Here is a 15,615-nt window from a genome sequence, read left to right as displayed (position 1 = left end):
TCGAAGTGAGAGTTACGGACGACGCTCGGCCACGGCCGCCGTCCGCGATTGCAGTGCTTCCTCGTGGCGCATGAGGCGCGCGGCGCGAGACGCCTTTTGCCGGCGCGCGACCGGATTGATAAATCGGTTGGTCCAACGGTCCAGGTGGTTGATTGCGTGCGTGAGTGGCACCGTGATGAGCAGGTATACGGCACCTGCCGCGACGAGCGGCGACAGGTTGGCCGTATTGACTGCCGCGTTTTGCCCAATGGTGAACAGATCGCGCTGGGAAGTGAGCAACCCGAGAAAGTAGACGAGGCTCGAATCCTTGACGATGGAAATGAACTGATTGGCGAGCGCGGGCAGGATGCGCCGCACTCCCTGCGGCACGATCACATGACGCATGCCGCTCCAATACGTCATGCCGAGCGCCTGGCACGCCGACATCTGTCCTCGTCCGACGCTTTGGATGCCTGAGCGAAAAATCTCCGCGATATATGCCGACGACACCAGCGCCAGCGCGACGATCGCCAGTGGATACGGATTCGGCCCGAACACCAGCAGTCCAACGGGCGCCAGTCCCTGTCCGACCACGAGGATGACCAGCGCGGCGGGCAGACCGCGGAAAATGTCGACGAAGACGCGCACGGGCCAGGTTAGCCAGCGCGTGTGCGACACTGCGCAGAGCGCCAGCGCCATTCCCACCACGATGCCGAGCGCAGTCGAGATCACCGACAGGATCAGCGTGTTGACGAGACCCGTGCCGATCAGCGTCGGCAGCGATTCGACGAGCAGCGGCCAATCCAGGAAGTTCTGCAGGAATGCGTTCATGGCGACTTTCTCCTTGCGCTTGACGATGCGTGGCGAAGCAACAATGGCCGGCGGTTACTTCATCGCATACGGCGGCATCGGATCAGGTTTCGGATAGCCCGGATTGAACTGCTGGTAGAGCTTGAGCCAGGTGCCGTCCGCCACCAGTTCGCCGATGGCCTTGTTGATCGCCGCTTCGAGCTTCACGTTGCCCTTGCGGATAGGGAAACCGGCAGGAAGATTCGACGCCGAGATATCGAGCCTGTCGGCAAGCTTCAGATCCGGATACTTGCCTTGCAGCCCTTCGAGCAAGGTCTTGTCGATGAAGTATCCGTCGATGTACTTGTTGCGCAGCGCGAGAAAGCCCGCGTTGATGTTCGGAAAGCGGACGATCTGCGCGCCCGGCAGATAGCTCTGCGAATACGTGTCCTCGATGGTGCCCTGCACCACCCCGATGCGCTTGCCCTTGACCGATGCCACGTCCGCGCCGATAGGGCTGTCCGGCAGCGTGCCGACGCTCAAAAGGCCTGTCAAATAGCCTTCGGAAAAGTCGACCATCTTCAGGCGCTCCTTGGTGATCGAGATCGAGCCCGCGGCAAGATCGACCTGCTTATTCGCCACGCTCGGCAGCAAGCCCGCAAAATCCTGCGCGCGGAAGTCGGCCGTGAGGCCGAGTTTCGCTGCGATGGCGCGCACCAGTTCCACGTCGAAGCCGGTCATCTTGCCGTTGTCGATGTATGAATACGGCTTGTTGTTCGCATCGACACCGGCGACGATCTTGCCGGGCGTCAAGGTGCCGACATCATCGGCGGCGTGGGCCGCGGTCGTCGCGCCGACGAGGAACGATGCGGCCACGGCGAGTTGGCGTGCTAGACGAAGTAATCGCATGGTGAGGCTCCCTTGGAGTGAACAGCGGTTGGCTCAATGCAGGATGCGCAAGAGAAAGTCTCTCGCGCGGTCGGAGCGCGGGCGCCCGGAAAAGGCCACAAAAAACAGCCTCAAAAAACAGCCTCAAAAAAGGCCTCGCGCGTATCGTCTTCCACGATGACGCCGCGGTCCATGAACAATACGCGGTCGGCCACGCGCCTTGCGAAGCCCATCTCGTGCGTGACACACAGCATGGTCATCACGTCCTGCGCCAGCGTGCCTGTTCAACTCGATCATCGCGGCTCCTTTCTGTAACTCGGCTTCCTGATGAATGCGTTTGACTTCGCTTCATGAAAGCGCTGCTCGCACACGGCCGTGCCACATATCCCCGATCCGGTACAGCGCACTGCCGACGGGCACCGCGAGCGTGCTGGCCATTCCCGCGCCTGAGAGCGGAAACGCCCCTTCGCCGAACGCACCGACATCCTGGTCGACGCCGACCATGTGTTTGCCGATGCGATGCCCGAGGTAACTCATGAGCGCAACGCCGTTGCCGTTGCAGCCGAGCGCGTAGTGAACACCGTCGTGCTGGCCAATGTGTGCGAGCCTGTCCCCGGTCATCGCGACAAAGCCTTTCCACGCATGCGTGACGCGTACGTCCCTGAGCGCGGGCCACAATTGCACGAGCTGCGCGTACAGCCGCCGCGCGGCCTCGCGTTCGTCGATCTCGCGGATAGCGGGCCTGGACCCGAAAATCATTCGCGTGCCGTCCGGCGACGGGCGCGCGTAGAAGAGATTGCGCTTCGAATCGCTGACCATGCGGTGACCCGGATTGAGCACGTGCATGAGGCCCTCGGGTAGCGGCTCGGTGGCAATCTGATAACTCGCGACGGGAAGCACGCGGCGCGAGAAGAACGGCAGCAGCGCTCCGGTGTAGCCGTTGGTGGCGACGAGCACCCGGTCTGCATCGAGCACGCCGCGCACAGTATGGACACGAAAACCCGTGTTGCCCGTTGGTTCGATCCGCTTCACCGCCGCATGCGAGTGCAGCGTCGCGCCGCGCCGGCGCGCGAGGTGGCGCAGCGCACGATGATATTTCGCGGTATGCAGTCCGCCGTATTCGTCGATGAGAATGCCGCCGTAGTAATAGTCGGAGCCGATGATGCCGCGCTGCGCATCGCGGTCGATCAGATGCACGGTAACGCCGGTCTTCTCGCGCAACAACTGGCCCTGACGACGCAGCACGTTGAAATGCGCGGGCGTATAGGCGCCGAAAAAGCGGCCGGTGATACGCAGGTCGGCGTCGAGTGATTCGTCGGCGACAATCTGCTTCAGATAGTCGAAGCTCGCCATCGACTCCTGCATCAGACGCGTGAGACGTTCGGCGGACACGCCGCGAATGGCGTCGGTCAGCGCGAGCTTCTGGCCGCTCGACACCATGCCGCCGCTGCGCGTGCTCGCGCCCGCGCCGATCTCGGCCGCATCCAGTATCGCGACCCGCGCGCCATGTTTCGCAGCCTCTGCCCCAGCCGACAGTCCGCAATATCCGCTGCCGACAATGGCGAGGTCGGCCTTCGCGGGCAACGGCTCGGGCGCGACCTCCGGCGGTGCGGCGTCCCACCAGTACGGGGTGCAGCGGAAGGTTTCGTGAAACAGCAACGCATCGGGACGCATGAACTCAACCCTGTTCGCTTGATTCGAACCAAGTGTCGCCCTCGCAAATCATCCGGTCAAATAGCGCCAAAAACGACTTCCATTCATTTCTGATATGGCAAGCTGACGGCTCGGGGCCGCTGTTTGCGCGGCCCACGCCCGGAGAAAACGATGAATCTGAGGCAGGTGGAGGCGTTCCGGCTGGTCATGCTGCGCGGTTCCATGACGGCAGCCGCCGAAGAACTCGGCACGTCGCAACCGAGCATCAGCCGGTTGATCGCGGAACTGGAGGCCGCGACGGGCCTGACGCTGTTCGTGCGCAACGGCGGGCGCATTCATGCCACCGATGCGGGCAGTGCGTTCTATCGGGAGGTCGAACGCAGCTTCGTCGGCCTTGAGAAGCTGCAGCATTCAGCGCGGGAAATTCTCGAGCTCGGCAGCGGACGGCTACGCATCGTGGCTGCACCCGTCCTCGCGCTGTCGTTTCTGCCTGCCGTGATCGCGCGGTTCGCGGACGCCCATCCGCGCGTCGCGGTGTCGCTCGAAATGCGCAGCGAGAGCACGATCCAGCGCTGGGTGTCGTCAGGACACTGCGACCTGGGCTTCGCGACAACCACGCCGGATGCGTTCGGCGTGACGAGCGCGGAGCTGTACGAGCTGGCGGGGCTATGCGCGTTGCCAGCATGTCATGCGCTCGCGGCGCGCACGCGGATTCGCGGGGCCGACTTGCGTGGCGAACGGCTCATCCTGCCTTCCTATGCGGACGATACGCGCGCAGCGCTGGATCGCGCGCTGCGGCCGGCGGGCGCCGATCAGGTGCCCGCCATCGAGACGCCGTATGGCGCGACCATCTGCGCACTCGTGATGCGCGGCGCGGGCGTGGGCATCGTCAATCCACTCGTGACTGTAGATGCCGATCCGACGCGCATCGTGTTCCGGCCGTTCGCGCCGGAGATATGGTTTCGCGGCTTTACGCTCTATCCGCAAACGCCGCGGGGCAATCCGGTGGTCGGCGCTTTTCTCGAACTCGTAAATGAGGAGATGGCGGCGTTGCGGCGGGGCGCACAAATCTGAGTCCACCCTTCAAAGGCAACGCCTACGCCCCGTTCTTCATGCACAAACTGAAACACGCGCAGATCGTACGCGCGCCGACCTCCCCTACCGTCGCGCGCACATTCCTCGAACAGAGCCTCGAAGTCGCCGCGGGAGCGAAACTCCTACGCAGCATCAAAGCCGTAAAGTTTTGTCGGGTTTGTCACAAATATCATCTGCTGCCACTCCGGCCGCCCAATCCAGCTCGCGATGAGATCGACAAGGCTGGCGTCGTCGGGCTTGCCGGCGGTCTGCGTCGGATGCGGCCAGTCCGTGCCCCAGAGCATGCGCTCGGGCGCCATGGCGATGAATGCACTGGCGACCGGCGCCACGTCTTCGTAACGCGGCGCGCCTGTCTTGCTGTCCACATAGGGCCCCGATAGGGTAATCCATGTATTGCCCTTCTCGACCAGACGCTGCGCCGTGCGCAGCACTTCGCTTGACGCTCCGCCGGGCTGCGGCACATGGGCGATATGGTCGATGACCAGCGGGCAAGGCAACGCCGCGAGGTGCCGCTCCAGCTGCGGAAGCCGCTCGCCCTGCACGACCAGTTCGACGTGCCATTGCAAGGAAGCGATACGCTCTGCCAGCGGCGCGAGCATCTCCAGCGTCGTCGCACCCGGATAGCTCAGGTTGAACCGGATGCCCCGGACACCGGCGCTGTTCAACGCCTGAAGCTCCTGCCCGGTCACCGACGTATCGACGACCGCAATGCCGCGCGCGTCGTTGCCAAAGCGCTTTAACGCTTCCACAGTGCACCGGTTGTCGGTGCCGTACGTCGATGGCGTGACGACGACATTCCGTCGCATTCCAAGCCGTTTCTGCAACTGCCGATATTGCTCGACCGTCGCATTGGGCGGTCGCAGCCTGGTGCCGGGTGCTACCGGGAAACGATCGTCATAGATGTGCATGTGGCAATCGACGGCATTCTCCGGCAATGAGAACGACGGACGCTCGGAGCCGCTCGACCATGTTTGTCCTGCTGTCGCCGCTCGCGGCAGCGCGGCTGCCGCGACCGAAGCGCAGGCCAGCTCCAGAAATCCACGTCGCGAAAGTTCTTTCATGCTCACGCCGCCTCCGTCTTACCGACCACACGCCCAGATTGCCCCTTGCGCGTCAGAATAAGCAGCGTCGCGACGCTGACCAGCGTCAGAATGCCAAGCGGCATGAGCGCAAGCGAGTAGCTGCCGGTCGCCTCCTTGACCCAGCCGTAGACGTTCACCATGAGGCCGCCGCCCAGAAGATTCGCAATCGCATTCACCGTGGCCAACCCCGCTGCGATTGTGCTGTTCGACAACATGTCCGATGCAAGCGCCCAGAACGGTCCCTTGAACGCATAGGCGCCGATCAGCACGGAGCAAAGCATGCACACCGTGGGCAGCAGCGAGCCACTGAGCGAAGTCGCGAAAAGACCGCCGCCGATCATCAGCATCGGCACCACGGTATGCCAGCGATGCTCCTTCGTGCGGTCGGAGTGACGGCCCCAAAAGATCATCAGTATGGACGCCAACGCATACGGCACGGCGTTCAGCATGCCCGTCTGCAGCACGGAAAGCCCGTAGGACTTCAACAATTGCGGCTGCCACACTGACAGCGTGCTGCCGGCAGCAGAAGCACATGTATCGACGAGCGCGAGGCACAGCACGTAGCGGTTGCGAAAGAGCCTGGTCAGCGGCATCGCGGCCACCTTCTTTGGCTGTGCGCTCTCCGCGGCGAGTGCGCCGAGCAGCCACCTGCGCTCGTCTTCATTCAGCCATGTCGCCTTTGCCGGCTTGTCCGTCAGCATGAACAGACATGCGATGCCGAGCAGAACCGTCGGCAGGCCTTCAAGGATGAACAGCCAGTGCCAGCCACGCAGGCCCGCGAGGCCGTCCATCTGCAGCAACAGCGCCGAGATGGGCGAGCCGATGAAGCTGGCCGCCGGAATCGAGACCATGAAGGTCGCGACCACGCGCGCGCGGTACGCCTTCGGAACCCAGTAGGAAAGATAGAGCAGCACGCCCGGGGCGAAGCCGGCCTCGGCCGCGCCGAGCAGAAAGCGCAAAATGTAGAACGTCGTGGCGTTGTGCACGAGCGCGGTCGCTGCCGACACGAGACCCCACGTGATCATGATTCGCGCGATCCAGACGCGTGCGCCGTACTTTTCGAGCGCCAGGTTGCTCGGCACTTCGCAGATGAAGTAGGACACGAAGAAAAGACTCGCGCCGAATCCGAACACTTTCGCGGACATCCCGATGTCGTGGTTCATCTGAAGCGACGCCATGCCGACGTTGCCACGATCGATAAACGCCATCAAATAGCAGATCATCAGGAATGGCAGGAGCCGCCAGATGACCTTGCGCATCGTCTGATGCTCGAGGGTCGCGTTGCTTGCAATTGACATGATCGTCTCCGCCTTTATGCGCCTTCGCGCTGTAGTTTGAATCGTTGCCATGCGACGATGGATACGATGCCCACTGCGAGCACTGCCGCCATCGCCGCAAATGTGTGACGCACGCCGAGCGCCTCGGATACGGTGCCGACGAGCAGATAGCCGAACGGCATGGTTCCGTTGTAGGCCATGCCGTACATGCCGACGAGTCCGCCGCGCACGTGCTCCGGACAGCGCCGCTGGATCGTCGCGTTCGTCGATGTCGCCGCGAACGTGAGACTGAACCCCAGCGCGTAGAACGCCGGCATCGACGCCGTCACCGCGTTGGTCGTGGCGAGCACCATCAGCGCGAGGATCGCGGTCCACGGCGCCCACGCGATGAACCGCGCCGACGCCCGCGGTCCGAGCGCCGACGAGAGCAGCACGGCCGAACTCAACGAACCCGCGCCAGCGCACGCGAAGAACACGCCCGTAAAGCGCGCGGCGTCGTGGAACGCACGATCCGCGAGCAGCGGCACGAGCGTCTGGTAGCTCGCCGCAAACAGGCCGATGCACGCGAGAATCGGCAGATAGCGCGCGGAAAAAGCGTCCGACATCACGTAGCCGACGGCGTCGCGCAGGCTGCTTTCCGGGCGCGACGCGCGCACGTCCGAAGACAGGCGAATCGATCGCACGCAGATCGCCATGAAACAGAGCGCCAGCGCGTAGATCGCGAACGATGCTCTCGGCCCGAGGCTCGGATAAACGAATCCCGCAATTGTCGGGCCTACCATGCGTCCGACGTTGTAGACCATCGTATTCATCGCGACGGCGTTCGACGTCAGGCTCGCGTCGCGCAGGCTCGTGAGCAGCAATACCTGACGCGCGGGCACCTCGATCGCACTCGAAATACCGATCGCGAGCGCATGAGCGAGAATCAGCGGCACGTTCAGCACATTCAACGCAGACAGCGTGATGAGACTGCCCGTCATGACGAGCGATGCTGTAAGCACGCACAGCGTCACGCGGCGCGCGTTTTCTGCGCGAATGCGCGATCCCGCGACGGGCGCGACCACCAGTTGCGGCCCATACAACAGGAAGTTGAGCAGCGCGAGTATCGCCGCCGACCCCGACAGGTGATACACGAGCAGGTTCAACGTGACGTTCTGTGTCCAGCTACCCAGCACCGACGCGACCTGCCCGCTCAGATAGCGCCGCAGCGGCGCTTCGTTGAGCGCGGGAAAGAGCCTGCCGATCCAGCCCGGCTGTTTGACGGCCGTCGTCATACGAGCGTCTTGCCGCGCGTTTCCGGCGCGAAGTAGACAACGATCGCAGCCGCGATGAAAGCGACGATGGTGGTCGACAGGCCCAGCACGAACCCGCCCGCGTTCGTTGCGAGTGTTCCGATGACAAGCGGCGCGATGAATCCGCCAAGCCGTCCGCCGTTGTAGGCAAGGCCCATGAGAAAGCCGCGCGACGCCGTGTTGCCGATGATCTCGGCGAGGAACGGTCCCGCACCGGCGAAGATGCCGTTGACGCTGAAGCCCGTGAAGAAGATGGCCACCATCAGCACGAGCGCATTCCACGACAGGATGTAGCCGAACACCGCGGCTGCGCCCACCAGCAGATACGCCATGAACATCGGCCGGCGGCCGAGGCGATCGACGAAAGCGGAAAACAGCAGAAAGCCCGAGATTGCGCCGAATTGCAGTGCGAGCACGAACTTGAGGCTATGCACGAAGTCCAGATGCTTCACCGTGACTAGGAATGTCGGCGTCCAGGTGAACACGCCCCAATAGAGGTACTGCAGAAAGAATATGAATGTGAACGCGGTGAGAAGACCGCGCACATTGAGCTTCGCATCGACGGAAACCGTCCTTGCTTGTGCTTGCGCCTGTTTGCGTTCGAGCCAGATCGGCGATTCGGGGGTCTTGCGCGCGACGAAAAACAGAATGAAGAACGGCAGCGCGCCGATCAGAAACAGCACGCGCCATCCGCCGCCCGCGAGACCGTCGTTGATGCCGCTGACGATGCCCGAGATCGTGATCGCGAGAATCGCGCCGATGGGCAGTCCCATCTGCATCAGCGCCCCGCCCTTGCCGCGCCGGCTCGCGTGCCACGTTTCGGCGATGAGCGCCGCGCCCGCCGTCCACGTGCCGCCCATGCCGAGCGCGCCGCAAAAGCGGATGGCCGCGAACCAGTGTTCGTTCGGCGCAAACGCGAGCAGCCCCGAAAACAGCGAATAAATGGCGATGCAAAGCATCGCCGTGCGAACACGCCCTAGCCGGTCCGACACGTAGCCGAACAGGATGCCGCCAAGAATCTGCCCGGCCGCGGTGATGCTCGTGAACAGCCCGAGCTGCGCTTTCGTCAAGCCGAATTGCAGCGCCAGCGTCGGCAACAGAAGGGACAGCAGGAACGAGTCATAGCTCTCGAACGTCCAGCCAAGGCCGGCAAGCGACAGCGAGCGCCATTCGACGCGCGTGATGTCCTTGTAGCGTTTGCCCTCTTCTTCGCGCCCGATTGCGCCTGCTGTCAGGTCTGCGCTCGTTTTCATCATTCGTCTCCTGATAGCCGCAAGCGATACGCCGCTGCGGCGGTGGCGCTGAACAACGCGGTTTTTTCGTCCGCGGACATTGAATGCGCCAGCCGCTTGAAGGCGTTCCACAGCACGGCGTAGCTGAACATTCCCTTGTCGACGGGAAAGTTGCTCTCGAACATGCAACGCTTCACGCCGAAAAGTTCGATGCACGTCTCGAAGTAAGGACGCCATGCAGCGGCCAGTTCCTCCGACGAAGGCGGCGTTGCGCGCGACGCGAACGCGAAGCCGAACACGCTTAGGCCCGCGCCGCCCAGCTTGATGCGCGTATTGGGCAGGCTCGCCAGGCGGGCGAGCTGCTGCCGCCATTCGGCGGCAACCTGCTCGCGGCTGTTCGCGTGCGGTCCGACGCCGAGCGGGCCGCCGAAGTGATCGATGACCACAGTGACATCCGGCGCGGCGCTGGCCAGCTCGTACAGCTGCGTCAGTTGCGTGTGATAAACCCACGCGTCGAGCGCGAGGCCGTAGTGCGCCAGCGTCTTTACGCCTTGCCGGAAGCCTGGGTTCGACATCAGATCCCGCGGCGGCGTCACCGGGCTCGAACTAACATCGGGGCTCGCATGCCAGGCGAGCGGATTGCGGATGCCGCGCAAGCGGCCGCCCGTGACGTGGAGCATCGCTTCGAGCACGGGCGCAACAGCGTCGCCGAACGCGAGATCCGCGCCGCCGACGATCGCGTCGCAGGCTTTCGTCGGGCCATAAGCCCCGCTGGCGAACATCGCCGCGATGCCGTTCGCGAACTCCACTTCGCCGACCGGCTTCATTGCGGCGGGACCGTGCTGACGCAGCATCGAGCGGCACTGCACATAGACACTCGATACGATGCGATGCCCGCTGCCGACGTCCTTCGCGAACTCGTCCGTCAGATAGCGCCCGCTCTGCCGGTCCCACAGATGATGGTGCGCATCGACGATAGGCAACTCCGGCTCCAGGATCGGCTCGCGATGCAGCGCGAGCCATTCTTCGCGGACCGGCAAATGAGGCGCATGGACAATCTGCACGGCGGACTCCTCGTTAGAACTTCTGGCGCATGCCGATGGTCACCCCGGTCTGGTTACGACCGGGCGCCACCGTGCCGTAGCCGTTCACGCCGAGTGCCGAGTTGTCCTTGTTGTGCGCGTAACCAACGGTCGCGTACAGGTCGGTCCGCTTCGAAAGGAAGTAGTCGGCGCTCACCACGGCAAGCCACGGGTCCGCGCCCGTCGAGTGAACGTCGTGGTAGTAGCCGACCGCGGTAAGCTGGAATGACCGCGTGATCAGATATTGCATGCCGAGCCAATACAGGTTGGCGGCGTTGGCGTCGGAGCCGTTCGCCACCCTGATGGGATTCGCCGGCAGAAACGCGTTCGATGCGCGCAGATAGCGATAGCCTGCGTAAGCCGTCACCGGGCCGAAGTTGTACGTCGCGGCGGCGAGCACGCGGCGTTCCGTGCTGGTGGCTGTCGTCAGCGTGTTGCTGTTGCGCTGTTCGTAGACGGCGGTGGCCGCGAGCGGCCCGCTGGAATACGTGAGCGCGCCGCTGAAGAACCGGCCGGTGGTAGGCGCGCCCGGCACTTCGGCGCCGTAGCCCGTGTCGTAGCGCGTGCTGTACATCGCCTGAGCCGTTACCGGACCGAACTTGCCGGTGTATTTCGCTGAATCGTCGATACGCGCGGCAAGCGCGTAGTCGAGCGACAGCGCTGAATACCTCGATGACACGCCCATTGGGTCGAACGTCACGGACTGCTCGTAGATCAGTGCGTTCTGGCGGCCGAAGGTCAACTGCTGCCCTTTGTAACTGAGACCGACCCACGCCTGGCGACCGAAGAGACGCGACGTCGTAGTCGGGTTCGTGCCGAGACCGCGGGTCGACTGCGAACTCGTGCCGTCGTTGATATTGAAGCCGGCCTCGAGGTTGAACAGCGCCTTCAACCCGCCTCCCATGTCCTCGACACCCTTCAAGCCCCAGCGGGAACCGGACAGATTGCCCGAAGCTTCTCTGACCTGGGAACCGCCGGCACTAGTGTTGTTGAGATATTCAATGCCGACGTCGGCGATGCCGTACAGCGTCACGCTGCTTTGCGCCCGCGCCGCGCCCGGGGCGAACGAGATGCTTGCGACTGCGACCGTCCCAAGCGCCAGGCTGGTTTTAAGGTTGGCTTTCTTGTGGGCCTTCTTCACGGACATTTTGTCTCCAGACAGGTGTTATAGATTGGTTTGCTGCGTCACTTCACTTCGTGGTCGCGGCGCCCGCTTCGCCGGCATTGGCGCCGGGGTCGCCGAGCCATGCGATCGTCAGCGCGCCGATCAGCAGTACAGCCGAGACCGCGAGCAGCGGCAGCGTGAAGCCGCCGGACATCTGCTTGAGCGCGCCGATCATCGACGGCCCCGCAAAACCGCCGAGATTGCCGACGGACACGATCAGCGCGAGTCCGCCAGCGGCAGCACGGCCGGTGAGAAAGCTGGAAGGAATCGCCCAGTACGTTGCCTGGAACGCGAGGATGCCGCTGACGGTGAAACACAGGGCAATGAGCTTCAGGAGCGGCACGTCGGTCAAGGCGCTGCACGCGAGAGCGGCTGCCGCGACCAGCAAGGCGCCGGCAACGTACGGAACACGCTTTTGCGACTTGTTTGCCACGCGCGCCCACCACAGCATGGCGAACGCGCCGATCAGATAGGGAATGGACGCCAGCCATCCGACGACCGAATGCGTGACGCCGAACTGCTTGATGATCTGCGGCATCCACAAGCCGACGCCCACCGAGCCGACGATCCCGCAAAAGTTGACGAACGCGAGCACGAAAACGCGCCAGTTCGTCATGGCGTCGCGCAGCTTACTGCCGTGCTTGCTGCCGATATCCCTTTGCTCGGCGGCGAGGCGGCGCGCGAGCGTGGACTTCTCCTCATCGCTGAGCCAGGTGGCCTTGTCGGGACGGTCGGCCAGGATGAACAGACATGCGATGCCGAGCAGCACAGCGGGCAGGCCTTCGATCAGCAGCAGCCATTGCCAGCTTTTCAAGCCGTGCAAGCCGCCCAACTGAAGCAATGCGCCTGATATCGGCGAGCCGATCATGTTCGCGACCGGAATGCCGACGAGGAACGCGGCCGTCACCTTGGCGCGCCATTTGCCGGGAAACCAGTGCGTGAAATACAGATAGATGCCGGGCGTGAAACCGGCCTCGGCGATACCGAGCAGAAACCGCGCGGCGGCGAAGCTCTTCGGCCCGACGACGAACGCCGTCAGCATCGAGCACACGCCCCAGGTGATCATGATGCGCGCGATCCACACGCGCGCGCCGACCCTCTGCATGATCAGGTTGCTCGGAATCTCGAACAGGAAGTAGCCGATCGAAAAGAGTCCGGCGGCAAGGCCGAACTGTTCGCCGGTGAGGCCGAGATCCTTGTTCATCGTCAGCGCAGCGAAGCCGACATTCGTTCTGTCGAGATAGCTGACGACGTAGCACAGGAAAATGAACGGCAGGATGCGCCGGAACGCCTTCGCGAGCGTGCGCTCGCTGGCGTCGAAGTCTTCGCTGGCGAGTGTGCTGCCGCCCGTCGCGTTCGTCGAGCGCGCGGCGTGTGTTTTGTCCATGGTCTGCGAGAGATTCATGCTTGCTCCTCCACTGCGCTGCGTAGGCGCAATGTCTCGACTTACCGTCGCGCGAGCCTGCATGGCCCGGCGACGGAAGCCCTAGTTCTTCTTCGCTTGTTTGGGAAGCGGTCCGGGAACGGTCATGTCGGCCTTCAACACCAGGCCGTTCGTCGACTCGGTCATGAAAAGCGTCTTCATGTCCGCGCCGCCGAAGCAGAGATTGGTCAGCGAGACGCCCTCCTGCGCCGTCAATATTTCGACCGGCTCGGCGCGGCGATTCAGTACCCACACGCGGCCCAGACCCGGATTCGCGATGAACAGCCGGCCTTCGGCATCGATCGTGAGACCGTCGGGACCGCTCGGGCCGTACGACGTGAAGAACTGCCCTACCTTGCTGACCGAGCCGTCCGCCTGCAAAGGCACGCGCCACACGCAGTTGCCCCGCGTCATGCCGACGTACAGCACCTTCTCGTCCGTCGACAGCACGAGTCCGTTTGGGCTCGGGCAATTGCCGAGTAGCATGTCGAGCTTGCCGTCCGGCGCGAGCCGATACACGCGGCCCGTCGGGTCGTGCAGGCCCGACTGGCCCTGATCGGTGAAATACAGGTTGCCGTGCGAATCGAAGGTCAGGTCGTTCACGCCCTTAAAGCGCTCGGAATTGCGGCGCTCCAGATAGGGCTTCACTTCACCGCGCTCGATGTCGAGCAGCATCAGGCCGTTGCGATAGTCCGTGATGAGCAGGTGCGCATCGTCGAACAGCTTCATTCCGTTGGGCTCGCCGTCGTATTGCGCGACGAGATCCCACTCGCCCGAAGGCGAAATGCGAAAGATGCGGCCGTAGGGAATGTCGGTCACGTACAGGTGGCCGCGCGGATCCCAAACAGGGCCTTCGAGAAACGAATCGGTGGTCATGCCGCCGCGATTGGCGCGTGCCCAATCGCTCCTTGCGTCGGGCTTGCGGTATTTGTCCGGCATTCGCGTGAAGACCTGCGCTTCGCGCACTTCGGGCGATGTGAGATAGAACATGCTGAGTTTTCCTGCGAACGTCACGCCAGCTTGTGGGCGCTTTCCTCGATGACCGCGATCACATTGGCCGCGGCCCCCTTGCCCATGTTCACGTAAGCCGCTTCGCTGACGCCGCCGACGTGCGGCGAAAGAATCAGGTTCGGCACGGACTGGAAAGGATGCGGATGCGTCATCGGCTCAACCGCAAAGCTGTCGACGCCGGCCGAGCGCAACTGACCGCTCGCGAGCGCCTCGACGAGCGCGGCTTCATCGATCAGCCCGCCGCGCGCCGTATTCACGAGAATCGCGCCCCGCTTCATGCGGCTCAACGTATCGCGATTGATCATGTTGCGGTTCTCGTCCGTCAGCGGACAGTTCAGCGAGAGCACGTCGGATGCAGCGTAGATCTGCCCCATCGACGCGAGCGTCACGCCGTGCGGCGCTTCCTTGGCGAACGGATCGAACGCGAGCACGTTCATGCCGAACGCGACGCCGATGGTCGCGACGCGCCGTCCGATCGAACCGAGGCCGACTACGCCGAGCGTGCCGCCGTCGAGTTCGAAGGACTTGTGCGTCGACTTGTCCCAATGGCCGGCGCGCATCCGAAGGTCGAGCTGCGGGACCGACTTCGCGCACGCGAGAATGAGCGCCCATGCGTGCTCGGCCACCGCCGCGGCGTTCGCGCCGACTGCCGCGCGCACTGCGATGCCGCGTGCAGCGGCGGCTTCCTGATCGATCACGTCGATGCCGCTGCCATGCTTCGAAATAACTTGCAGGTTTTCCGCTGCATCCATGATGCGCGCGTTGATCTTGCCGTAACGGACGATGATCGCGACGGGCTTCGTCCGCTCGCACAGCGCGACGATGTCGTCCTCGGTCGGTTGCTTGCCCGCGAACACGACTTCGAACGCATCCAGCATCTCGAGCGCCTGCGGCGCGAGGTCGGCGGCCGTTACGAGCACGACCGGCTTTCGAACATTCGTGTCCATTACAGCGCCTCGCCTTCCGCCAGCATGCCGGCCGCCCGCAGCTCCTTGTCGAGCCAGCCCGGACGCACGTCGCCCTTGTGGATCGCAGCAATGCGCGCCGTTTCCATATCGAGCTTCTTCTGTGCGAGTTCGACGATGCGCGCGACGTCGGCGCGGGGAATCACGACCACGCCGTCTGCATCGCCGACGATGAGGTCGCCGGGATTGACCGCCGCGCCGCCAGCGGAAATCGGATGATTGACAAGACCCGCGACGCTCTTCGTCGGGCCGCACGGGTTGAGGCCCGCGGAGAAGACCGGATAGTCGCCGTTCGCAAGCTCATGCGCGTCGCGCACCGCCGCGTCGATCACGATGCCCGCGATGCCGCTCACCTTCGCCTGCGTCGCCATGATTTCGCCCAGCAATGCGCAGCTCACGTCGCCCTTGCCGTCCACGACGATCACGTCACCCGGCTTCGCGACGGCCAATGCGGCGTGGATCGCGAGGTTGTCGCCTTGACGAACCTCCACCGTAATAGCCGGACCCGCGACTTTCATCTTCGGCGACAGCGGCTTTACGCGGCCATGCAAGGTGCCGCGCCTGCCCGCGACGTCGGCGAGGATGGCGGCCTGGAACCTGGCGGCCGCTTCGACGAGTTGCGGCGAAACGCGCTCGATGTCGCGGATGATCGGTTGATTCGTGTCGATGCTCATGGACTAAT

General features: G+C 63.7%; 14 protein-coding genes and 2 pseudogenes. 2 read left to right on the top strand and 14 right to left on the bottom strand.

The genetic code is table 11. The features are described 5' to 3' along the window. Positions 1–12: 12 nt before the first annotated feature. The 4 genes and pseudogenes from JNB89_RS24170 to JNB89_RS24155 form a co-directional block, all read right to left on the bottom strand. Positions 13–810 carry an amino acid ABC transporter permease gene (locus tag JNB89_RS24170; protein ID WP_220363873.1) on the bottom strand — a complete coding sequence of 266 codons (798 nt, stop codon included), beginning with the start codon at positions 808–810 and terminating at the stop codon, positions 13–15. Between the two features lie 54 nt (positions 811–864). Then, positions 865–1,677 (bottom strand): ABC transporter substrate-binding protein, encoded by an 813-nt coding sequence (locus JNB89_RS24165; protein ID WP_220363872.1) that lies wholly within the window; start codon positions 1,675–1,677, stop codon positions 865–867. A 33-nt stretch (positions 1,678–1,710) separates the two neighbouring features. Beyond that, positions 1,711–1,934, bottom strand: a pseudogene (locus tag JNB89_RS24160) (hypothetical protein); the annotation flags it as partial. Between the two features lie 70 nt (positions 1,935–2,004). Next, the gene (locus JNB89_RS24155) at positions 2,005–3,330 is read right to left on the bottom strand and encodes an NAD(P)/FAD-dependent oxidoreductase (RefSeq protein WP_220363871.1); all 1,326 of its coding nucleotides are present in this window, start codon (positions 3,328–3,330) and stop codon (positions 2,005–2,007) included. Between the two features lie 150 nt (positions 3,331–3,480). Between JNB89_RS24155 and JNB89_RS24150 the strand changes: the two genes are divergently transcribed. Further along, entirely contained in the window at positions 3,481–4,383 is a 903-nt protein-coding gene (locus JNB89_RS24150) for a LysR substrate-binding domain-containing protein (protein ID WP_220363870.1), read from the top strand. Between the two features lie 11 nt (positions 4,384–4,394). Then, a pseudogene (locus tag JNB89_RS31155) lies at positions 4,395–4,523 on the top strand (ABC transporter substrate-binding protein); the annotation flags it as partial. Between the two features lie 3 nt (positions 4,524–4,526). Here JNB89_RS31155 and JNB89_RS24145 read toward each other — a convergent pair. The 10 genes from JNB89_RS24145 to JNB89_RS24100 all read right to left on the bottom strand — a co-directional run bounded on the left by JNB89_RS24145 (position 4,527) and on the right by JNB89_RS24100 (position 15,607). Next, entirely contained in the window at positions 4,527–5,465 is a 939-nt protein-coding gene (locus JNB89_RS24145; protein WP_220363869.1) for an amidohydrolase family protein, read from the bottom strand. Between the two features lie 2 nt (positions 5,466–5,467). After that, the gene (locus JNB89_RS24140) at positions 5,468–6,784 is read right to left on the bottom strand and encodes an MFS transporter (protein WP_220363868.1); all 1,317 of its coding nucleotides are present in this window, start codon (positions 6,782–6,784) and stop codon (positions 5,468–5,470) included. 14 nt (positions 6,785–6,798) lie between these two features. Beyond that, on the bottom strand, positions 6,799–8,037 hold the full coding sequence (locus JNB89_RS24135) for an MFS transporter (RefSeq protein ID WP_220363867.1): 1,239 nt from the start codon (positions 8,035–8,037) through the stop codon (positions 6,799–6,801). Then, entirely contained in the window at positions 8,034–9,308 is a 1,275-nt protein-coding gene (locus JNB89_RS24130) for an MFS transporter (protein ID WP_220363866.1), read from the bottom strand. Before JNB89_RS24130 ends, JNB89_RS24135 begins: the two co-directional genes overlap by 4 nt. Then, positions 9,308–10,351, bottom strand: coding sequence for an amidohydrolase family protein (locus tag JNB89_RS24125; RefSeq protein ID WP_220363865.1), 1,044 nt, complete (start codon positions 10,349–10,351; stop codon positions 9,308–9,310). The genes JNB89_RS24130 and JNB89_RS24125 overlap by 1 nt, the downstream gene beginning before the upstream one ends. A 13-nt stretch (positions 10,352–10,364) precedes the next feature. Further along, complete coding sequence (locus JNB89_RS24120; RefSeq protein ID WP_220363864.1) at positions 10,365–11,516, bottom strand: porin; 1,152 nt, start codon at positions 11,514–11,516, stop codon at positions 10,365–10,367. Positions 11,517–11,559: 43 nt separating this feature from the next. Continuing rightward, positions 11,560–12,921, bottom strand: coding sequence for an MFS transporter (locus JNB89_RS24115; RefSeq protein ID WP_223216847.1), 1,362 nt, complete (start codon positions 12,919–12,921; stop codon positions 11,560–11,562). A 99-nt stretch (positions 12,922–13,020) separates the two neighbouring features. Next, on the bottom strand, positions 13,021–13,947 hold the full coding sequence (locus JNB89_RS24110) for an SMP-30/gluconolactonase/LRE family protein (protein ID WP_220363862.1): 927 nt from the start codon (positions 13,945–13,947) through the stop codon (positions 13,021–13,023). Between the two features lie 20 nt (positions 13,948–13,967). Beyond that, positions 13,968–14,915 carry an NAD(P)-dependent oxidoreductase gene (locus tag JNB89_RS24105; RefSeq protein WP_220363861.1) on the bottom strand — a complete coding sequence of 316 codons (948 nt, stop codon included), beginning with the start codon at positions 14,913–14,915 and terminating at the stop codon, positions 13,968–13,970. Then, positions 14,915–15,607, bottom strand: coding sequence for an RraA family protein (locus JNB89_RS24100; protein WP_013341035.1), 693 nt, complete (start codon positions 15,605–15,607; stop codon positions 14,915–14,917). The genes JNB89_RS24105 and JNB89_RS24100 overlap by 1 nt, the downstream gene beginning before the upstream one ends. Positions 15,608–15,615 lie beyond the last annotated feature (8 nt).

The organism is Paraburkholderia phenoliruptrix (assembly GCF_019511605.1).
Classification (GTDB): domain Bacteria; phylum Pseudomonadota; class Gammaproteobacteria; order Burkholderiales; family Burkholderiaceae; genus Paraburkholderia; species Paraburkholderia phenoliruptrix_A.
Note: the sequence above shows the minus strand (reverse complement) of the source record. Positions and strands in the feature narration are given on the sequence as shown.

What these genes read in the sequence shown, in the direction of transcription:
- JNB89_RS24170 (WP_220363873.1), bottom strand. Translation starts at nt 810, where the DNA reads ATGAACGCATTCCTGCAGAACTTCCTGGATTGGCCGCTGCTCGTCGAA.
- JNB89_RS24165 (WP_220363872.1), bottom strand. Translation starts at nt 1,677, where the DNA reads ATGCGATTACTTCGTCTAGCACGCCAACTCGCCGTGGCCGCATCGTTC.
- JNB89_RS24155 (WP_220363871.1), bottom strand. Translation starts at nt 3,330, where the DNA reads ATGCGTCCCGATGCGTTGCTGTTTCACGAAACCTTCCGCTGCACCCCG.
- JNB89_RS24150 (WP_220363870.1), top strand. Translation starts at nt 3,481, where the DNA reads ATGAATCTGAGGCAGGTGGAGGCGTTCCGGCTGGTCATGCTGCGCGGT.
- JNB89_RS24145 (WP_220363869.1), bottom strand. Translation starts at nt 5,465, where the DNA reads ATGAAAGAACTTTCGCGACGTGGATTTCTGGAGCTGGCCTGCGCTTCG.
- JNB89_RS24140 (WP_220363868.1), bottom strand. Translation starts at nt 6,784, where the DNA reads ATGTCAATTGCAAGCAACGCGACCCTCGAGCATCAGACGATGCGCAAG.
- JNB89_RS24135 (WP_220363867.1), bottom strand. Translation starts at nt 8,037, where the DNA reads ATGACGACGGCCGTCAAACAGCCGGGCTGGATCGGCAGGCTCTTTCCC.
- JNB89_RS24130 (WP_220363866.1), bottom strand. Translation starts at nt 9,308, where the DNA reads ATGAAAACGAGCGCAGACCTGACAGCAGGCGCAATCGGGCGCGAAGAA.
- JNB89_RS24120 (WP_220363864.1), bottom strand. Translation starts at nt 11,516, where the DNA reads ATGTCCGTGAAGAAGGCCCACAAGAAAGCCAACCTTAAAACCAGCCTG.
- JNB89_RS24115 (WP_223216847.1), bottom strand. Translation starts at nt 12,921, where the DNA reads ATGGACAAAACACACGCCGCGCGCTCGACGAACGCGACGGGCGGCAGC.
- JNB89_RS24110 (WP_220363862.1), bottom strand. Translation starts at nt 13,947, where the DNA reads ATGTTCTATCTCACATCGCCCGAAGTGCGCGAAGCGCAGGTCTTCACG.
- JNB89_RS24105 (WP_220363861.1), bottom strand. Translation starts at nt 14,915, where the DNA reads ATGGACACGAATGTTCGAAAGCCGGTCGTGCTCGTAACGGCCGCCGAC.
- JNB89_RS24100 (WP_013341035.1), bottom strand. Translation starts at nt 15,607, where the DNA reads ATGAGCATCGACACGAATCAACCGATCATCCGCGACATCGAGCGCGTT.